The organism is Streptomyces sp. NPDC020422 (genome assembly GCF_044386705.1).
GTDB lineage: Bacteria > Actinomycetota > Actinomycetes > Streptomycetales > Streptomycetaceae > Streptomyces.
In genome coordinates this window covers 617,545-635,272 of the sequence record NZ_JBIRVJ010000003.1, presented here as the reverse complement: position 1 = coordinate 635,272, position 17,728 = coordinate 617,545, and the positions used below count along the sequence as shown (strand labels likewise).

The 17,728-nt window shown below is 72.2% G+C and carries 16 protein-coding genes, 1 pseudogene and 1 riboswitch; of the genes and pseudogenes, 1 reads left to right on the top strand and 16 read right to left on the bottom strand.

Annotation, left to right across the window (positions count from 1 at the left end; genetic code table 11):
* Window positions 1-3: 3 nt before the first annotated feature.
* The 10 genes from ACH414_RS10315 to rpsB form a co-directional block, all read right to left on the bottom strand.
* Window positions 4-1,023 carry an ABC transporter ATP-binding protein gene (locus tag ACH414_RS10315; protein WP_386569963.1) on the bottom strand — a complete coding sequence of 340 codons (1,020 nt, stop codon included), beginning with the start codon at window positions 1,021-1,023 and terminating at the stop codon, window positions 4-6.
* Entirely contained in the window at window positions 1,023-2,636 is a 1,614-nt protein-coding gene (locus ACH414_RS10310; RefSeq protein WP_386569993.1) for an ABC transporter permease, read from the bottom strand. Before ACH414_RS10310 ends, ACH414_RS10315 begins: the two co-directional genes overlap by 1 nt.
* A gap of 41 nt (window positions 2,637-2,677) precedes the next feature.
* Entirely contained in the window at window positions 2,678-3,772 is a 1,095-nt protein-coding gene (locus ACH414_RS10305) for a thiamine ABC transporter substrate binding subunit (protein ID WP_398941457.1), read from the bottom strand.
* 83 nt (window positions 3,773-3,855) lie between these two features.
* Window positions 3,856-3,966, bottom strand: a riboswitch (TPP riboswitch).
* 29 nt (window positions 3,967-3,995) lie between these two features.
* Window positions 3,996-5,102 (bottom strand): 23S rRNA (adenine(2503)-C(2))-methyltransferase RlmN, encoded by a 1,107-nt coding sequence (rlmN, locus tag ACH414_RS10300; protein ID WP_382547956.1) that lies wholly within the window; start codon window positions 5,100-5,102, stop codon window positions 3,996-3,998.
* Window positions 5,103-5,159: 57 nt separating this feature from the next.
* Window positions 5,160-6,776, bottom strand: a complete 1,617-nt coding sequence (locus ACH414_RS10295; RefSeq protein ID WP_398941455.1) for an MFS transporter — start codon at window positions 6,774-6,776, stop codon at window positions 5,160-5,162.
* A 126-nt stretch (window positions 6,777-6,902) separates the two neighbouring features.
* Window positions 6,903-8,015 carry a phosphatidate cytidylyltransferase gene (locus ACH414_RS10290; RefSeq protein ID WP_382547959.1) on the bottom strand — a complete coding sequence of 371 codons (1,113 nt, stop codon included), beginning with the start codon at window positions 8,013-8,015 and terminating at the stop codon, window positions 6,903-6,905.
* Window positions 8,015-8,572: a ribosome recycling factor gene (gene frr / locus ACH414_RS10285; RefSeq protein WP_382547961.1), complete on the bottom strand. Its 558-nt coding sequence runs from the start codon at window positions 8,570-8,572 to the stop codon at window positions 8,015-8,017. Before frr ends, ACH414_RS10290 begins: the two co-directional genes overlap by 1 nt.
* A 93-nt stretch (window positions 8,573-8,665) precedes the next feature.
* Window positions 8,666-9,430 carry a UMP kinase gene (pyrH, locus tag ACH414_RS10280; protein WP_382547963.1) on the bottom strand — a complete coding sequence of 255 codons (765 nt, stop codon included), beginning with the start codon at window positions 9,428-9,430 and terminating at the stop codon, window positions 8,666-8,668.
* Between the two features lie 157 nt (window positions 9,431-9,587).
* Window positions 9,588-10,424: a translation elongation factor Ts gene (tsf, locus tag ACH414_RS10275; RefSeq protein ID WP_382547965.1), complete on the bottom strand. Its 837-nt coding sequence runs from the start codon at window positions 10,422-10,424 to the stop codon at window positions 9,588-9,590.
* A gap of 111 nt (window positions 10,425-10,535) precedes the next feature.
* Window positions 10,536-11,381: a 30S ribosomal protein S2 gene (gene rpsB / locus ACH414_RS10270; RefSeq protein WP_398941452.1), complete on the bottom strand. Its 846-nt coding sequence runs from the start codon at window positions 11,379-11,381 to the stop codon at window positions 10,536-10,538.
* 256 nt (window positions 11,382-11,637) lie between these two features.
* Here rpsB and ACH414_RS10265 point away from each other — a divergent pair.
* Window positions 11,638-11,991 (top strand): annotated as a pseudogene (locus ACH414_RS10265) (peptidoglycan DD-metalloendopeptidase family protein); the annotation flags it as partial.
* Window positions 11,992-12,131: 140 nt separating this feature from the next.
* Here the strand turns inward: ACH414_RS10265 and ACH414_RS10260 are convergent.
* The 6 genes from ACH414_RS10260 to ACH414_RS10235 all read right to left on the bottom strand — a co-directional run bounded on the left by ACH414_RS10260 (window position 12,132) and on the right by ACH414_RS10235 (window position 17,718).
* Window positions 12,132-12,692 (bottom strand): TetR/AcrR family transcriptional regulator, encoded by a 561-nt coding sequence (locus tag ACH414_RS10260; protein ID WP_382548033.1) that lies wholly within the window; start codon window positions 12,690-12,692, stop codon window positions 12,132-12,134.
* Between the two features lie 57 nt (window positions 12,693-12,749).
* Window positions 12,750-13,586 (bottom strand): RNA polymerase sigma factor WhiG, encoded by an 837-nt coding sequence (gene whiG / locus ACH414_RS10255; protein ID WP_382547968.1) that lies wholly within the window; start codon window positions 13,584-13,586, stop codon window positions 12,750-12,752.
* A gap of 245 nt (window positions 13,587-13,831) precedes the next feature.
* Window positions 13,832-15,070 carry a DNA-processing protein DprA gene (gene dprA, locus ACH414_RS10250; RefSeq protein WP_398941517.1) on the bottom strand — a complete coding sequence of 413 codons (1,239 nt, stop codon included), beginning with the start codon at window positions 15,068-15,070 and terminating at the stop codon, window positions 13,832-13,834.
* 253 nt (window positions 15,071-15,323) lie between these two features.
* Window positions 15,324-16,937 (bottom strand): YifB family Mg chelatase-like AAA ATPase, encoded by a 1,614-nt coding sequence (locus ACH414_RS10245; protein WP_398941450.1) that lies wholly within the window; start codon window positions 16,935-16,937, stop codon window positions 15,324-15,326.
* On the bottom strand, window positions 16,937-17,302 hold the full coding sequence (locus ACH414_RS10240; protein WP_382547974.1) for a YraN family protein: 366 nt from the start codon (window positions 17,300-17,302) through the stop codon (window positions 16,937-16,939). The genes ACH414_RS10245 and ACH414_RS10240 overlap by 1 nt, the downstream gene beginning before the upstream one ends.
* Window positions 17,303-17,409: 107 nt before the next feature.
* Window positions 17,410-17,718, bottom strand: a complete 309-nt coding sequence (locus tag ACH414_RS10235) for a DUF2469 domain-containing protein (RefSeq protein ID WP_005311352.1) — start codon at window positions 17,716-17,718, stop codon at window positions 17,410-17,412.
* Window positions 17,719-17,728 lie beyond the last annotated feature (10 nt).

The following is a 17,728-nucleotide window of genomic DNA, read 5'->3' as shown; positions in this document are numbered from 1 at the left end:
CCGTCAGCCGTCGAGGACGAGGACGTCCTCCGCGCGGAAGGCCACGTCCACCGCCCCGCCCTCCTCCGGCGCGTCCCGCAGCGGGAACTCCGCCTCCAGGGCCGGGCCCTCGACGGGCCGGAGGCGTACGGCGACGTGGTTGCCGCGGAAGGTGCGGGACTCGACCCGGCAGGGCAGCCCCTCGCCGGGGGCGACGAGACGGACGCCGCCGGGGCGGACGAGGAGGCGCCGGTCGCCCTGGGCGGAGCCGTCCGGGACGGGGATCTTGCCCCAGGCGGTGTCGGCGGCGGCCCCGGTGACCGTGGCCGCGACCACGTTGTCGAAGCCGAGGAAGCGCGCCACGAACTCGGAGGCGGGCCGGCGCCAGACCTCCAGGGGCGTGCCGGACTGGGCGATCCGCCCGTCCCGCATCACCACGACCCGGTCGCCGAGCGCGAAGGCCTCGCCCTGGTCGTGGGTGACGGCGAGCACGGTGGTGCCCAACTGCCCGAAGAGGCCGCGGAGCTCGATCACGAGCCGTTCGCGCAAGCCCCGGTCGAGCTGGCCCAGCGGCTCGTCGAGCATGAGCAGCCGGGGCCGGGGGGCGAGCGCCCTGGCGAGGGCGACGCGCTGCTGCTCGCCGCCGGAGAGCGAGGAGACGGACCGGCGCCCGGCGCCCGGGAGGCCGACGAGGTCGAGCAACTCCTCGACGCGGGCGCCCTGTTCTGCCTTGGGGGTGCCGTGCATGCGCAGCCCGAAGGCCACGTTCCCGGCGACGTCGCGCTGCGGGAACAGCTGGTGGTCCTGGAACATGAGGCCGACCCCGCGCCGGTGCACCGGCACCCCGGTCTGGTCGGCGCCGCCGAGGAGCACGCGGCCCGCGGAGAGCGGCTGGAGTCCGGCGACGGCCCGCAGCAGGGTGGACTTGCCGCTGCCGCTGGGTCCGAGCACGCACACGATCTCGTGGTCGGCGACCTCCAGGTCCACCGCGTCGAGCACCGCGCGGTCCCCGAAGCGTACGGTCGCGCCGTCGAGCGTCAGCATCAGAACTCCCCCGGGGTCCGGTCGGAGCGCAGCCGTTCGAGGAGCAGCAGGGACACCGCGCACACCACCATCAGGATCGTCGAAAGGGCCATGGCCTGGCCGTAGTTGAGCTCGCCCGGCCGGCCGAGCAGCCGGGCCACGGCCACCGGCAGGGTCGGGTTGTCGGGGCGGGCGATGAAGACCGTCGCACCGAACTCGCCGAGCGAGACGGCGAAGGCGAACCCGGCGGCGATGAGCAGCGCGCGCCGCACGAGCGGCAGGTCGACCTCGCGCCAGGCCCGCCACGGCGAGGCCCCGAGCACGGCGGCGGCCTCCCGCAGCCGATCGTCCACCGCACGGAGCACGGGGAGCATGGTCCGTACGACGAAGGGGACGCCGACCAGGGCCTGTGCGAGCGGCACCAGGATCCAACTGGCCCGAAGGTCGAGCGGCGGCTCGTCGAGGGTGATGAGGAAGCCGAAGCCGACCGTCACGGCGGACACCCCGAGCGGCAGCATGAGCAGCGCGTCGAAGCCGCGGACGAGACGGCCGGCCCGCCTGGTGAGCGCGGCGGCGGCGAGCCCGCCGATGACGACGGCGATGGCGGTGGCGGCAAGCGCGTACTGCAGGGAGTTGACGATGGTGTCGGTCATCGGCACGAGGAAGGTGCCGTTCTCGTCCACGGACTGCAGCGCCCGGTAGTAGTCGAGGCCGTAGCCGGTCGGGGTGGCCAGCGAGCGTTCGACGAGGACGCCGAGCGGCGCCAGGATCAGCAGCCCGATCGACAGCAGGACGGCGGCGAGCAGCAGCCACTGGCCGGCGCCGCGCGGGCGGGCGGCGGTGCGCTCCGGCGGGACCAGCCGCAGCGCGGTCTCCCGGCGGCGGACCATCCGGGCGTGCACGGCGAGGATCGCGCCGACGGCGACGAACTGCACGATCGTGAGGACGGCGGCGGTGGAGAGCTGGAGCCGGTCGGCGGTCTGCCGGTAGATCTCGGTCTCCAGGGTGGAGTACGCGGGGCCGCCGAGGATCTGCACGATGCCGAAGGAGCTCGCGGTGAACAGGAACACCATGAGCGCGGCGGCGCCGACGGACGGGCCGAGGGCCGGCAGGGTCACCGTCCGCCAGGCCCGCCATCGGGAGGCGCCGAGGACCCGGGCGGCCTCCTCCTGGCGGGGGTCGAGCTGGGACCAGAGGCCGCCGACGGTGCGGACGACGACGGCGTAGTTGAAGAAGACGTGGGCGATCAGGATGGCCCACACGGTGGTGTCGAGCCGGACGCCCCACAGCTCGTCGAGCAGCCCGCGACGCCCGACCAGGGCGAGGAACGCCGTGCCCACCATGACGGTGGGCAGGACGAACGGCACGGTGACGACGGCGCGCAGCACCCGCTTGCCCGGGAAGTCGAACCGGGCGAAGACGTACGCGCCGGGCAGGGCGACGAGCAGGGTGAGCGCGGTGGAGGCGAGCGCCTGCCACAGCGTGAACCACAGCACGTCGAGGATCTCGGGGCTGCCGAGCGTCTCGGTGAAGCGGCCGAGCTCCCAGTGCCCGTCCGGCCTGAGCCCGCGCTCGACGATCGAGACGACGGGCCAGGCGAAGAAGACGGCGAAGAACGCGACGGGCAGCACCATGAGGGCCGGCCGCGCCGCGTTCCCCGTGCGGCCCGGGGCGGCTACTTCAGGACGAGCGAGGTCCACTGCCGGATCCACTGCTCGCGGTTGGCGGCGATCTTCTCGGGCGCCATGGTCTCCGGCTTGTCGACGACCACACCGTGCTTGGTGAAGAGTTCGGGGAGCGCGGCGTCGTCGGTGACCGGGTTGACGAACATCTGGAGCGGCATGTCGTCCTGGAACTTCTTGGAGATCAGGAAGTCGATCAGCGCCTTGCCGCCCTCGGGGTTCTTCGCCCCGTTCAGCAGGCCCGCGAACTCGGTCTGCCGGAAGCAGGTGCCGGTGGAGACGCCGGTCGGCGCCACCTTCGGCTGGGGCTCGGCGTAGAGCACCTCGACCGGCGGGCTCGATGCGTAGGAGACGACGAGCGGACGGTCGCCCTTGGCCTTCTTGCCGCCGGCGGAGCCGGAGAACTCCTGGTTGTAGGCGAGCTCCCAGCTGTCGACGGTCTTCACGCCGTTGGCCTTGAGCTTCTTCCAGTAGTCCGGCCAGCCGGCGTCGCCGTACTTCGCGGCGGTGCCGAGCAGGAAGCCGAGGCCCGGGGAGGAGCGCTCGGGGTTCTCGACGACCAGGAGGTCCTTGTACGCCGGCTTGGCCAGGTCGTCGAAGGACTGCGGGGGCGCGAGCTTCTTGTCGGCGAAGTACTGCTTGTCGTAGTTGACGCAGATGTCGCCGGAGTCGATCGGGGTGACCCGGTGCTCCTTGTCGAGCCGGAGCGCGGCGGGGATCCGGTCCAGGCCCTTCGCCTCGTACGGGGTGAAGATGCCGTTGTCGAGGGCGCGGGAGAGCAGGGTGTTGTCGACGCCGAAGAAGACGTCGCCCTGGGGGGAGCCCTTGGTGAGGATCTCCTTGTTGACGGCCTCGCCGGCGTCGCCGCTCTTGAGGACCTTGATCGTGAAACCGGTCTGCTTGGTGAACTCCGCCAGCACCTCCTTGGAGGCGTTGAAGGAGTCGTGGCTGACCAGGGTGACGGTCTTCGGCGCGGGCGAGTCGCTCTTGCCGGCGGCTCCGCGCGCGTCGTCGGTGCCGCAGGCGCCGAGGGTGGCGACGCCGAGCGCCGCGACGAGCGCGGCGGCGGCGGCCTTCTTGGTGTTCACGTGGACTTCCTCCTGGGTGTGACCAGGAAGAGACGCGGCCCTGCCCGCGTCCGGGGGACCCGGACGCGGGCAGGGCGCAACAGCTCGAGTTACGACCGAACTTCCTACCCAGAATGACCTGGGCAAGGTTCAGAGGGTCTGCGGCCTTACGGTTGCCGCACTCTCAGCGCTGTGGCGCTCCCCTGTCGGAATATGCAGATGTGTTCGAGCTCAGAGTACAAGGTCAGCGTTCGGCGGCCGCGAGCTGTCCACAGGCACCGTCGATCTCCTGTCCGCGGGTGTCGCGGACGGTGACGGGCACGCCGTGGCGGGCGATGGCCTCGACGAACGCCTTCTCGTCCTCGGGACGGGACGCGGTCCACTTGGAGCCGGGCGTCGGGTTGAGCGGGATCAGGTTGACGTGCACCCGCTTGCCCTTGAGCAGCTTGCCCAGCAGGTCGCCACGCCAGGCCTGGTCGTTGATGTCCCTGATCAGGGCGTACTCGATGGAGATTCGGCGGCCGGACTTCTCCGCGTACTCCCAGGCGGCGTCGAGGACCTCGCGGACCTTCCACCGGGTGTTGACGGGGACCAGGGTGTCGCGCAGCTCGTCGTCGGGGGCGTGCAGCGAGACCGCGAGGCGGCACTTGAAGCCCTCGTCGGCGAAGCGCAGCATCGCCGGGACCAGGCCGACGGTGGAGACCGTGATCCCGCGCTGGGACAGGCCGAGGCCGTCGGGCTCCGGGTCGGTCAGCCGCCGGATGGCTCCGACGACCCGCTTGTAGTTGGCGAGCGGCTCGCCCATGCCCATGAAGACGATGTTGGAGAGCCGGGCCGGCCCACCGGGGACCTCGCCGTCGCGCAGGGCGCGCATGCCGTCGACGATCTGGTGCACGATCTCGGCGGTGGACAGGTTGCGGTCGAGCCCCGCCTGGCCGGTGGCGCAGAAGGGGCAGTTCATCCCGCAGCCCGCCTGCGAGGAGATGCACATGGTCACCCGGTCCGGGTAGCGCATGAGCACCGACTCGACGAGCGTGCCGTCGTGCAGCCGCCACAGCGTCTTGCGGGTGGTGTCGTCGTCACAGGAGATGTGCCGCACCACCGACATCAGATCGGGCAGCAGCTCCCCCGCGAGCTTCTCGCGCGAGCCGGCGGGGATGTCGGTCCACTCCGCCGGGTCGTGCGCGTAGCGCGCGAAGTAGTGCGTGGACAGCTGCTTGGCGCGAAACGGCTTCTCGCCGATCGCGGCGACCGCCTCCTTGCGCTCAGCGGGCGTGAGGTCGGCGAGGTGCCGCGGGGGCTGCTTGGCTCCGCGCGGGGCGACGAAAGTGAGTTCTCCGGGCTTGGGCATGGTCCTACCAGTGTCGCAGACGCGCGCCGGTGTCCCCGTTCCACGGACGGGGCGGTGTCAGGGTCGCGTCGAGCCGGGCTGGGTCCCGGGGATGCGGGAGGTGAAGAAGAGCGCCACGACGGAGGCGAGGGCCAGGATCGCCAGGGCGGCGCGCAGGCCGTCGAGGCGGGCCGCGGCGTTGGCGTCCAGGGCGGCCTGGGTGACCTCGGGGTCGACGCCCGCCTGGTCGAGGGCGTCGGTGAGCTGGGCGTCCGAGAGGAACGGGATGCCGCTCTGGAGCTCCACGGAGGCCTGGCTCTTGACCTCGGCGGGGACGGCCGGGTTCTGGTCGATGGTGGTCAGGAACGACGAGGTGAGCACCGCGATCATGATCGAGCCGGCGAGCGCCGTGCCGATGGAGGCGCCGAGGTTGGTGACGGCGTTCTGCAGGCCGCCGACCCGGGCGCTCTCCTCGTCGGGGACGGCGGAGACGGTGACCGAGCCCAGCTGGGAGGCGAGCGCGCCCATGCCGAGGCCGATGAGCAGCAGCGGCAGGGTGACGACCTCCGCTCCGGCGTCCGCGTCCAGGGCGCCCATGAGGACGATCGCCCCGGCGAGCAGGGCGAACACGCCGAGCCGCACCACCCGGCGGGGCGAGACGTCGGGGAAGAAGCGCGGGATGAGCAGCGCGGCCGCCAGCAGGGTCACCGACAGCGGCAGGATGTGCGCACCGGTCTTCAGCGCGGACAGGCCGAGGGCGACGGAGAGGTAGAGCGGGACGAGGAAGAAGACGCCCATCTGCACCAGGTACTGGAAGAAGAACATGGTCAGACCGCCGGTGAGCTGCCGGTTCCGCAGCATCGCCGGGTCCACCAGCGTGTCCCCGCCCCGGCGCGCGAGCCGGGACTCCCAGCGCAGGAAGGACCAGAGCAGCAGCAGGCCCGCGAGCGCCAGCCACACGGTCGGGGAGACGCCGAGCCAGGAGGGCGCGTCCGGCTTGGGCCGGACCCAGCCCCACGCCCCCGAGCGCAGCACGCCGTAGACGAAGGCCCCGAGGCCGGCGGCGGACAGGAACGCCCCGACCACGTCGAGGCGCGGCGGCTCGGTGACCGGGGCGTCGGCGATGCGGCGGGCGAAGACGAGGATGACGAGGACGACGAACACCTCGCCGGCGAAGACCCACCGCCAGGAGAAGTAGGTCGTAGCGAGACCGCCGATGAGCGGTCCGAGCGCGATGGCGACGGCTCCGGCGGCCGCCACCACGCCGTACGCCGTCGGGCGCCGTTCGGTGGGGAAGTTCCCGGCGACCAGGGCCACGATGGCGGGCATGATGAGCGCCGCGCCGACGCCTTCGAGGAACGACCAGCCGATCAGCAGGACGGTCAGGTTGGGGGCGAGGGCCGTGGTGAGGGAGCCGCAGCCGTAGACCACACAGCCGATCATGAAGGCGCGCTTGCGGCCGATCAGCGCCCCGACGGTGCCGCCGGGGATCATCAGCATCGCCATCACCAGGGTGTACGCGGTGATCGCGCCCTGGATCCCGGTGACCGTGGTTCCCACGTCCTCGGCCACGGTCGCGATGGACACGTTCATGACGGAGCTGTCGAGCGCCATCAGGAACTGCCCCGCCGCCAGGGTCAGCAGGACGGTGGTGGCCCCCGTGGCGCCCCGGGCCGGGTGTGCCTTCGCTGTCATGGTGCGATGCCTGCCCCGGCGGACGCGCCCGGGCCACGACACGCCGCACACGTCCCCCGTCCGGCGGATGACCGAAGGGCCCGCCGCCCCCAGGGGGACGACGGGCCCTTCGTACGAACCGGACCGTCAGCCGCTGCCCACGAACAGCACGAGGAGCAGCCACACCACCGGAGCGGTCGGCAGCAGGGAGTCCAGGCGGTCCATGATGCCGCCGTGGCCGGGCAGCAGGGTGCCCATGTCCTTGATGCCGAGGTCGCGCTTGATCATCGACTCGCCCAGGTCGCCCAGGGTCGCGCTGGCCGCGACCGCGAGGCCGAGGATCAGGCCCTGCCACCAGGTGCCGTCGTGGATCATGAACTGCATGCACAGCGCGCCGGCCGCCATCGCGAAGGCCACCGCGCCGACCAGGCCCTCGCGGGTCTTGCCGGGGCTGATGCGCGGGGCGAGCTTGTGCTTGCCGAAGCGCCAGCCGACGGCGTACGCGCCGGTGTCGCTGACCACCGTGAGGATCAGGAAGGTCAGCACCCGCTGCGGGCCGTCGTCGGCGGTCAGCAGCATCGCCACGAAGGTCGCGAGGAACGGCACGTAGAACGCGGCGAAGACACCCGCCGTGACGTCCTTCAGATAGCCCTCGGGAGGCTCCGTCATCCGCCACACCAGGACGGCGAGCGCGGTCAGGGCCATCGCGACCCACGCGCCCTCCGCGCCCCGCACGTATCCGGCGACGACCATCGCCGCGCCGCCGACCGCGAGCGGGACCAGCGGGGCCTTGATGTTCTTGCGCTCCTGCAGGCGGGAGGTGAGCTCCCACAGGCCGACCACCACGGCGACCGCTATGACGCCGACGAACGCCGGCTTCCAGATGAACAGCGAGGCGATGATGACGGCGCCGAGGCCGAGGCCGACCCCTATGGCCGCGCCCAGGTCACGGCCCGCGCTCTTCTTCTGCCGCGGCTGCTGCCGGGGCGAAGGCGCGCTCGTGGGCTGGGACGGGCTGGACATGGGCTCCTGCGGGTGCTCGTGCGGCGTCTCGTCACGGAACAGGGGACCGCTCGGCTGAGCGGCCCCCCGGTCGTGATCGTCCTGGTTGTCGCCGGCGGGAACGTCGTCGGACACGATGGGCATGGGCCGAGTCTGCGCCGCCTGCCGCCCTTCGTAGGCGGGACCCGCCGGGGCAGGCCCCTGGTCGGGTCCCCCGAAGCCGGTTCCGGCCGGGGCCCCCCAGGAAGAGTCGTTCATCAGACCTCGAGGAGCTCGGCTTCCTTGTGCTTCAGCAGCTCGTCCACCTGCGCGACGTACTTCGCGGTGAGGTCGTCGAGCTCCTTCTCGGCACGGCGCACGTCGTCCTCGCCGGCCTCCTTGTCCTTGACCAGCTTGTCCAGCGAGTCCTTGGCCTTGCGGCGCACGGAGCGGATGGAGACGCGGGAGTCCTCGGCCTTGCCCTTGGCGACCTTGATGTACTCGCGGCGGCGCTCCTCGGTCAGCTCGGGGAACGTCACACGGATGATGTTGCCGTCGTTGCTCGGGTTGACGCCCAGGTCCGAGTCGCGGATGGCCTGCTCGATGTTGCGCAGCGCGCTCTTGTCGAACGGGGTCACCACGGCCATGCGCGGCTCCGGCACCGAGAACGACGCCAGCTGATTGATCGGCGTGATGGCGCCGTAGTACTCCGCCACGATCTTGTTGAACATCGCCGGGTGCGCACGGCCCGTGCGGATCGCGGCGAAGTCCTCCTTGGCGACCACGACGGCCTTCTCCATCTTCTCCTCGGCCTCGAGGAGGGTCTCTTCGATCACCACTTGCTCCTGCGTGTCGTCGCGTTGTGTCCTGCACGGTGTACGACCGGCAGGGCTCTGTCCATCCCCTCGCGGGGCGGTTCCCGGTTCGGGTCAGGCCCGGGTGCCCTGGTCGCTCACGAGAGTGCCGATCTTCTCACCCTTCACCGCACGCGCGATATTGCCCTCGGCGAGCAGCTCGAAGACGAGGATGGGGAGGGCGTTGTCCCGGCACAGCGTGATGGCGGTGGCATCGGCGACCTTGAGGTCGCGGGCGAGCACCTCGCCGTACTCCAGCGCGTCGAACTTGACCGCGTCCGGGTTGGTCTTGGGGTCGGAGTCGTAGACTCCGTCGACACCGTTCTTGCCCATGAGCAGGGCCTCGGCGTCGATCTCGAGGGCGCGCTGCGCCGCGGTGGTGTCGGTGGAGAAGTACGGCATGCCCATACCGGCACCGAAGATGACCACGCGGCCCTTCTCCAGGTGGCGCACGGCACGCAGCGGGATGTACGGCTCGGCGACCTGGCCCATGGTGATGGCGGTCTGGACGCGGGAGTCGATGCCCTCCTTCTCCAGGAAGTCCTGGAGGGCGAGGCAGTTCATCACCGTGCCGAGCATGCCCATGTAGTCCGAACGGGCCCGGTCCATGCCGCGCTGCTGGAGCTCGGCGCCGCGGAAGAAGTTGCCGCCGCCGATCACGACCGCGATCTCCCAGCCGTCCCGGACCACGGCGGCGATCTCGCGCGCGATGGCGTGCACGACGTCCGGGTCGACGCCAAGCCCGGTGCCGCCGGAGAAGGCTTCTCCGGACAGCTTCAGCATGTAGCGGCCGGTCTTCGTGCCGTTGTTGTCGTCGCCCTGTGCGGCGCCCTGATTCATGGAGATCTCCTCGTGCACATACGAAGAAGGCCATTGCCTTGGGTCCTTGCGGTTTCCCCTACGGCAATGGCCTCCTCGTCAGATCTGCGGTCGTCCCACGCGTGCGCGGACGACTGCTTCAGACCCTACCGGGGTCTGGTGTCCGTTGCGTACGGACTCAGATGCCGACCTTGATGCGGGTGAAGCGCTTCAGGGTGACACCGGCCTCGTCCAGGACCTTCTGGACGGACTTCTTGTTGTCGAGGGCGTACGGCTGGCCGAGCAGCGTGGCGTCCTTGAAGAAGCCGTTGACGCGACCCTCGACGATCTTGGCGATCGCGGCCTCGGGCTTGCCCTCGGCGCGGGTGGTCTCCTCGGCGATGCGACGCTCGGACTCGACGACGTCGGCCGGCACGTCTTCCTTGGTGAGGTACTTCGGGGCGAACGCGGCGATGTGCTGCGCGACACCCTTGGCGGTCTCGGCGTCGGCCTTGTCCAGCTCGACCAGGACACCGATCTGCGGCGGCAGGTCGGGCATGGTGCGGTGCATGTACGCGAAGACGAAGCCGTCGTTGTACTGCGCGAAGCGGTCCAGGACGATCTTCTCGCCGAGGTTGGCGTTGGCCTCGTCGACGTACGCCTGCACGGTCTTGCCGGCCTCGATCTCGGAGGCGAGCAGGGCCTCGATGTCGGCCGGGGAGGTGGCGGCGACGTGGGCGGCGAGCGCGTTGGCGACGGCGAGGAACTTGTCACCCTTGGCGACGAAGTCCGTCTCGCACTTCAGCTCGACCAGGACACCGGAGGTGTTGTCGTCGGCGATGAGGGAGACCACGGCGCCGTTCTCGGCGGAGCGGCCCTCGCGCTTGGCGACACCCTTCTGGCCCTTGATGCGCAGGGCCTCGACGGCCTTGTCGACGTCGCCGTCGGCCTCGTCCAGGGCCTTCTTGCAGTCCATCATGCCGGCGCCGGTGAGCTCGCGGAGCTTCTTGACGTCAGCGGCGGTGTAGTTCGCCATGAGTCTGTTTCTCTCTCGAAGTCTGAAAGATCGGGCGGGTCCACGGGTGGACGGCGGGGGCTTCGTGGGCCCCCGCCGTCGTCACCCGAAGGTCCTCAGGGTCCTGAAGGGTCAGGCCTGCTCGGCGTCCGCGGCCGGAGCCTCGGCAGCGGCCTCGGCCGGAGCCTCGTCGGCCTTCTTCTCGCCCTCGAGCAGGTCGCGCTCCCACTCGGCGAGGGGCTCGCCGGCGGCCTTCTCGCCCGGCTTCGAGTCGCCGGTCGCGGCGCCGGAGCGGGCGATGAGGCCCTCGGCGACGGCGTCGGCGATCACGCGGGTGAGCAGGGTGACGGAGCGGATCGCGTCGTCGTTGCCCGGGATCTTGTAGTCGACCTCGTCGGGGTCGCAGTTGGTGTCGAGGATCGCGACGACCGGGATGTGGAGCTTGCGCGCCTCACCGACGGCGATGTGCTCCTTCTTGGTGTCGACGATCCAGACGGCGCTCGGCACCTTCTGCATCTCGCGGATACCACCGAGGGTCTTCTCCAGCTTGGCCTTCTCGCGGGAGAGGACCAGGAGCTCCTTCTTGGTGAGGCCGGAGGCGGCCACGTCCTCGAAGTCGATCTGCTCGAGCTCCTTGAGGCGCTGCAGACGCTTGTAGACGGTCGAGAAGTTGGTGAGCATGCCACCCAGCCAGCGCTGGTTGACGTACGGCATGCCGACGCGCGTCGCCTGCTCGGCGATGGCCTCCTGGGCCTGCTTCTTCGTACCGACGAACATGATGGAGCCGCCGTGCGCGACGGTCTCCTTGACGAACTCGTAGGCGCGGTCGATGTACGACAGCGACTGGAGCAGGTCGATGATGTAGATGCCGTTGCGCTCGGTGAAGATGAAGCGCTTCATCTTCGGGTTCCAGCGACGGGTCTGGTGACCGAAGTGGACGCCGCTCTCCAGCAGCTCCCGCATCGTGACGACGGCCATGGCCGTATCTCCTTGGGTTTCTCGGTTGTGTTCCTGACGCCCCGACGCGCCGTGCCACGAGGGACCGAAAGGCGCTGCCATCCGCCTCGGGAGACCGATGGCGGGGCGTGCGAAGTCGACCCGGTGACCCGGGTCGCCATGGAAAGTGTACGGGACCCCGGGAGCGCCGGGTGACGGTGCTGTCCACAACCGGCCGCTCGTCCACAGATCCGGGCCGGCGCCGCCGGGGCGCCGAAGGGCCGGGCAGCCTGGGCCCATGCACCTCGTCACGCTGTTTCTGCCGCCCCTGTTGTCCCTGCTCAGCGCGGTCTGGCCGGTCGGGCCGCCGCGGCCCGAGGTCCTGCGCGGCTGGGAGCCGCCGCCCGGCCCCTACGCGGCCGGGCACCGCGGCGTCGACCTCGCGGCCCCGCCGGGCGCCCCGGTGCGGGCGCCCGCGGCGGGCACGGTCGCCTTCGCGGGTCCCGTCGGCGGACGGGGCGTCCTGACGATCACCCTCACGGGGACGGGTCCGGTGCCGCTGCGGACGACCTACGGACCGGTGGAGCCCCTCGTCCGGGCCGGCACCGCCGTCGGTCCCGGCGACGTGGTGGCCCGGGTCGCCCCCGGGGGTCACTGTCCGCGGTCCTGTCTGCACTGGGGCCTGCTGCGCGGCGACGCCTATCTGAACCCGCTGGCGCTGGTGCGCGGCGGCCCGTCCCGGCTGCTGCCGGTGCCGCGGCCGGGGCCGTTCCCGGGGCCCTTCCCTGTGGCTCAGGCGCCGCGGACGCCGCCCAGGGCCATGGAGACGGCGGCCTCGGCGATGACGGCGGGGTCCTCGGCGGCGCCGAGTTCGATACGGCGGACGGCCGCGTCCACCACGCCCTGGAGGAGCATCGCCTCCAGGCGGGGCTGAGGGCGGCCCAGGGCGGTGAGGGCGTCGACGATCATGGTGACCAGGCCGCCGTGCGCGGCGCGGATCTTCTCCCTGGCGCCGTCGTCCAGCTCGCTCGCGGAGATCGCGACCACCGCGCGGTGGCGCCGGTCGCCGACGAGCTCCAGCTGGGTGCGGACGTACGCCTCCACCTTGCCCTCGGCCGTCGTCGCGCCGGCCATGGCGGCCTCGACCTCGGCGGCCCAGACCGGGAAGTCGACGGCGCACAGCTCCTCGACCACGGCGGCGCGGGAGCGGAAGTACTCGTAGACCGAGGAGCGGGCCAGGCCCGTGCGCTCGGCGAGGGCGGGGAAGGTCAGCGCCTCCGTCCCGCCTTCGGACAGCAGGGACCGCGCGGCGTCCAGCAGGGCGCCGCGCTGCATCGTCCGGTGCTCGGCCACGGAGGCCGCTCGAATCCTTGGCACGGATCCACTGTACGACCGGAGCGCGCCGCCCGGTCAGCGCCCTACGTCGGCCAGCTTGGCGCGCAGCTGCAGGACGGACTTGGTGTGGATCTGGCTGACCCTGCTCTCGGTGACGCCGAGGACATGGCCGATCTCCGCCAGGGTGAGGCCCTCGTAGTAGTAGAGCGTGACGACGGTCTTCTCCCGCTCCGGGAGGGTGTTGATCGCGCGGGCGAGCAGTCGGCGCAGCTCGCGGTCCTCGGCGACCTCCACGGGGTTGTCGGCCGCGGTGTCCTCGAGCGTGTCCATCAGGGAGAGCCGGTCGCCGCCCTCGCCGCCGACGTGCAGCAGCTCTTCCAGGGCGACCACGTTGGCCAGGGACAACTGGCTGAAGACGGAGTGCAGTTCCTCAAGGGTGACGCCCATCTCCGCGGCCACCTCCGGCTCGGAGGGGGTCCGCCGCAGCTGCGCCTCCAGGGTGGCGTAGGCCCGTTCGACGTTGCGGGCCTTCTGCCGGACGGAGCGGGGGATCCAGTCGAGGGCCCTGAGCTCGTCGATCATCGCGCCGCGGATGCGGGTGATGGCGTAGGTCTCGAACTTGATGGCGCGCTCGACGTCGAACTTCTCGATCGCGTCGATGAGTCCGAAGACCCCGGAGGAGACGAAGTCGGCCTGCTCGACGTTGGAGGGCAGGCCGACGCTGACGCGTCCGGCGACGTACTTCACGAGGGGCGAGTAGTGCAGGATCAGCTGCTCCCGCAGGCGCTCGTCGCCGGTGTCCTTGTAGGAGCGCCACAGTTCGTCGAGTGAGGTCGGTGCGGGCGGTCGCACGGTGCCCCGGGCTGCTGGGGGCACCGCAGCGCGGTCAGACCCGGAGGTGTGCTGGGGCATGCGTCGCCTTGAGCCGTTCTGCTGTCGGGGGTGAGGGGATCGGTCCGGTCGTCGGGGAGGGGATCCTCGTGAGCGTAGCGTGAGTGCGCTGTCGCAGTGCGCGAACATCGGCGGATCGCGCCGGTCCGGGTGGGTACCGTCGGCCACATCTTCGAACGGGGGCCGTGGCGCGCGTCGGCCCCTCGGGTGTGACCGAGAGAACTCGATTGCTCATCGTCATCACCCTTTCACCCGAATGCTCCAGGTCAAGTACCGCCATGCCGGGTGTTCGAGGCTTCTGTCCCGCTGTTCGTCAACTGCCAGTCGTCCTGGCGTCGTTCGACGAACCCCAGGGAGTGGAGTTCGTACAGCTTGGCGAGGGTGTGGTCGGGGTGGATGCCGGCCCGGGCCGCGATCTCCGAGAGGGGAACGGGACTTCGGCCGGGCAGCGCTTCGAGGACCCGGGCGGTGTCGGGGGCGAGCAGGTCGCGGGGCAGCACGGGCCCGCGGCGGGGCGGGGCGAGCTGGCCGATGGCGCCGACGAGTTCGACGATCTCCGCTGCGTCGGTGACGAGGGTGGCCTCGCCGCGCAGGAGTTCGTGGACCCCGGCGGAGAGTCCGCTGGTCACCGGTCCGGGGACGCCCATGGTGTGCCGGCCGAGCCGGGCGGCGGCCCGGGCGGTGACCAGGGAGCCGCTGCGGTACTCGGCCTCGACCACGACGGTGCCGCGGGTGAGGGCGGCGATGACGCGGTTGCGCAGGACGAAGCGGCTGCGGGTGGGGTGGGCGCCGGGCGGGAGTTCGCCGATGACCAGGCCCTGTTCGGCGATGCGGCGGAGGAGGCCGGCGTGGCCCGGCGGATAGGACTTGTCGACCCCGCACGCGAGGACGGCGACCGTGGCACCGCCGGAGCCGAGCGCGCCCCGGTGCGCGGCGCCGTCGATGCCGAAGGCGGCACCGGAGACGACGACCCAGCCGCGCTCGGCGAGCCCCGCGGCGAGGCCGGCGGCGGTGTGCGCGCCGTAGGGGGTGCAGGCGCGGGCGCCGACGACGGCGACGGAACGCAGCGCCCAGCCGCGCAGGTCGGCGGGGCCGCGGACCCAGAGCCCGACGGGCCGGGCGTCTTCGAGGTCGTCGAGCTGCCGGGGCCACTCGGCGTCCCCGGGCACGAGGAAGCGCCCACCGTGCCGCGCGACGAGATCGAGATCCCGCCCGGGATCGCCCCCGAGAGCCCTCCGCCGCCAGCCCTCGACCCGCCCGGCCGTGACACCGGCGAAGGGGTGGGCGCCGGGGGCGTGCTCGGGGCCGAGCCCGGGGTCCGCGCCGGGGCCGTGCCCGGGACCGGGGGCGTGCTCGGGGCCGGGGCCGAGACCCAGGTCCGCGTCGTGCCCGGGGCCGGGACCGTGCCCACGGCCGGGGCCGCGCCCAGGGCCGGGGCCGCGTCCAGGGCCGGAGCCGCGTCCAGGGCCGGGCCCAGACACGCCCCCGCGAGCCCTCGCTGCCATGCCGTGCTGCTCCCCCGGGGCGGGCCCTGTCGTCCCGGCGCCCTCGCGCAGCAGCCGGAGGAACTCCACGGCGCCGTGTCGGCGGAGCAGGCGCCCCGCGTGCTCGTCGCCGGGCTCGACGATGTGGGTGAGCGCGGCGCGGGCCAGGCGGTCCTGGTCGAGGGCGGTCATGGCCGCTCCCCCGCGCCGACGGGGACGGCCCGCACGGCGCGGGCCCGGACGCCGGTGCCGGGGCCTTCGTGTTCCCGGCCGCTCATGCGAACTCCCCCGCGCCGACCGGCACTCCCCGCGCGATCCCGGTGCGCAGTTCGAGGGCGAGGGCCAGGTCGTCGGCGCCCGGGCGGTCGTGGCCGGCGAGGTCGGCGACGGTCCAGGCGACGCGGAGGACCCGGTCGAGGCCGCGGGCGGTGAGCAGGCCCCGCTCGATGTCGCGTTCCGCGGCGGCGAGGGCACCCGGCTCGGCGGTGTAGCGGGTCCGCAGCTCGTGGCCGGGGACCTCGCTGTTGACGGTCCAGGGGGTGCCGCTGAGGCGGGCCGCCGCGCGGGCTCTGGCCTCGCGGACGCGGTCGGCGACGGCGCTGCTCGGCTCGCCGCGGCCGCCCTGGCCGAGGAGGTCGGAGCGGGTGACGGGTTCGACCTCGACGCGCAGGTCGACTCGGTCGAGCAGGGGGCCGGAGAGCCGGGCCTGGTAGCGGCGGATGAGGGAGGCGGGGCACTCGCAGCCCGCCCCGTGGAGGGTGTGGCGGCCGCAGGGGCAGGGGTTGGCGGCGAGGGCGAGGAGGAAGCGGGCGGGGAGCCGGACGACTCCGGCGGCCCGGGCGATCACGACATGGCCGGATTCGAGGGGCTGGCGCAGGGCGTCGAGCGACTTCGTGGAGAACTCCGGCGCCTCGTCCAGGAAGAGGACTCCCCGGTGGGCGAGGGAGACGGCGCCGGGGCGGGGCAGTCCGTTGCCGCCGCCGACGAGGGACTGCATGGTCGCCGAGTGGTGCGGCGCGCAGTAGGGCGGCCGGTGGACGAGGGGCTCGCCGGGCGGCAGGATCCCGGCGACCGAGTGCACGGCGGTGACTTCGAGGGACTCCTGTCGGGTGAGTGGCGGCAGGATGCCGGGCAGCCGCTCGGCGAGCATGGTCTTGCCGGCGCCCGGTGGCCCGGAGAGCAGCAGATGGTGGCTGCCGGCGGCGGCGACCTCCAGGGCGCGGCGGGCGGTGTGCTGTCCGGCGACGTCGGCGAGGTCGGGCCCTTCGGCGGGGTCGGCGGAGAGTCCGGTGCCGATCCCGGCGCCGGGGACGAGGAGTCCGGCGAGCATGGGGTCGGGCCTGCCCTCCTCCAGGGGCTGCTCGTCGGGGACGGGTTCGTCGGACAGGACGGCGATGAGCTGGCGCAGGCTGCGGACGCCGAGGACGGAGACGCCGGGCACGAGGGCGGCCTCGCCCGCGGTCTGTTCGGGGACGACGACCTGGCGGTATCCGGCGTCGGCGGCGGCGAGCACGGCGGGCAGCACGCCGCGGACGGGCCGGACGCGTCCGTCCAGGCCGAGTTCGCCGATGAGGACGAGGTCGGCGATGCTGCGCGGGTCGATGCGCTCGGCCGCGCCGAGCACCGCCGCCGCGACGGCGAGGTCGAATCCACTGCCTCCCTTGGGCACGGAGGCGGGGCTGAGGCCGACGGTGAGCTTCTTCTGGGGCCATTCGGCGGCGGAGTTGACGATGGCGGCGCGGACGCGGTCGCGGCTCTCGGTGAGGCTCTTGTCGGGGAGTCCGACGAGGGTGAAGGCGGCGACTCCGGCTTCGAGGCCGGCCTGGACCTCGACGACGACGCCTTCGACGCCGACGAGGGCGACGGAGCAGGTGCGGGCGAACCCCATCAGGCCACCCCCTGGGCGTGGGTGAGCACGGGTGCGCCGCGGCGGGGCAGCAGGACGCCGATGAGGTCGATGCGGACACCGCCGCCGGCGGGCGGGCCGCCGTGGCGGTCGAGCCAGCAGGCGGCGAGGCGGCGCAGCCGTTCGGCCTTGCTCGGGGTGACGGCCGCCATCGGGTGCTCGAAGGCGCCTTCGCGGCGGGTCTTGACCTCGCAGACGACGAGGGTGTCGCCCTGGCGGGCGACGATGTCGATCTCTCCGGTGCGGCCGCAGCGCCAGTTCCTGGCGAGGATGTGCAGGCCGGTCGCGGTGAGCCGGCGGGCGGCGAGCTCTTCCCCGTACCGCCCGAGTGCTCGGGTCGCGTTCATTCGGTACCACCTCCGGCACCGACTGTGACGCACCCGCACTCTCCGTGTGCGGCGCTGTGGACGGGCTGCCCGCTGTGGACAACCCGGTCACTCGTGCGAGTGGTCCGTCAGCTGCCGGGGAGTTCCAGGTCGCTCTTGTTGAGCTCCTCGATGTTCACGTCCTTGAACGTGAGGACGCGGACCTGCTTGACGAACCTGGCGGGCCGATACATGTCCCAGACCCAGGCGTCGGCCATCGAGACCTCGAAGAACACCTCGCCCTGGACCGAGTGCACCTGCATCTCGTAGTCGTTGGTGAGATAGAAGCGGCGCTCGGTCTCGATCACGTATTTGAACAGCCCGACGACGTCGCGGTACTCCCGGTAGAGCTTCAGCTCCATCTCGGTCTCGTACTTCTCGAGGTCCTCGGCGCTCATGGCATGTTCC

Bases quoted from the DNA above. Each gene is read 5' to 3' on its own strand.
- dprA (WP_398941517.1), bottom strand. From the start codon at position 15,070: ATGGCAGCGAGGGCTCGCGGGGGCGTGTCTGGGCCCGGCCCTGGACGC.
- ACH414_RS10310 (WP_386569993.1), bottom strand. From the start codon at position 2,636: ATGGTGCTGCCCGTCGCGTTCTTCGCCGTCTTCTTCGCCTGGCCCGTC.
- ACH414_RS10290 (WP_382547959.1), bottom strand. From the start codon at position 8,015: ATGAACGACTCTTCCTGGGGGGCCCCGGCCGGAACCGGCTTCGGGGGA.
- rlmN (WP_382547956.1), bottom strand. From the start codon at position 5,102: ATGCCCAAGCCCGGAGAACTCACTTTCGTCGCCCCGCGCGGAGCCAAG.
- pyrH (WP_382547963.1), bottom strand. From the start codon at position 9,430: ATGAATCAGGGCGCCGCACAGGGCGACGACAACAACGGCACGAAGACC.
- ACH414_RS10245 (WP_398941450.1), bottom strand. From the start codon at position 16,937: ATGGGGTTCGCCCGCACCTGCTCCGTCGCCCTCGTCGGCGTCGAAGGC.
- whiG (WP_382547968.1), bottom strand. From the start codon at position 13,586: ATGCCCCAGCACACCTCCGGGTCTGACCGCGCTGCGGTGCCCCCAGCA.
- ACH414_RS10295 (WP_398941455.1), bottom strand. From the start codon at position 6,776: ATGACAGCGAAGGCACACCCGGCCCGGGGCGCCACGGGGGCCACCACC.
- rpsB (WP_398941452.1), bottom strand. From the start codon at position 11,381: ATGGCCGTCGTCACGATGCGGGAGCTGCTGGAGAGCGGCGTCCACTTC.
- ACH414_RS10235 (WP_005311352.1), bottom strand. From the start codon at position 17,718: ATGAGCGCCGAGGACCTCGAGAAGTACGAGACCGAGATGGAGCTGAAG.
- ACH414_RS10315 (WP_386569963.1), bottom strand. From the start codon at position 1,023: ATGCTGACGCTCGACGGCGCGACCGTACGCTTCGGGGACCGCGCGGTG.
- tsf (WP_382547965.1), bottom strand. From the start codon at position 10,424: ATGGCGAACTACACCGCCGCTGACGTCAAGAAGCTCCGCGAGCTCACC.
- ACH414_RS10240 (WP_382547974.1), bottom strand. From the start codon at position 17,302: ATGAACGCGACCCGAGCACTCGGGCGGTACGGGGAAGAGCTCGCCGCC.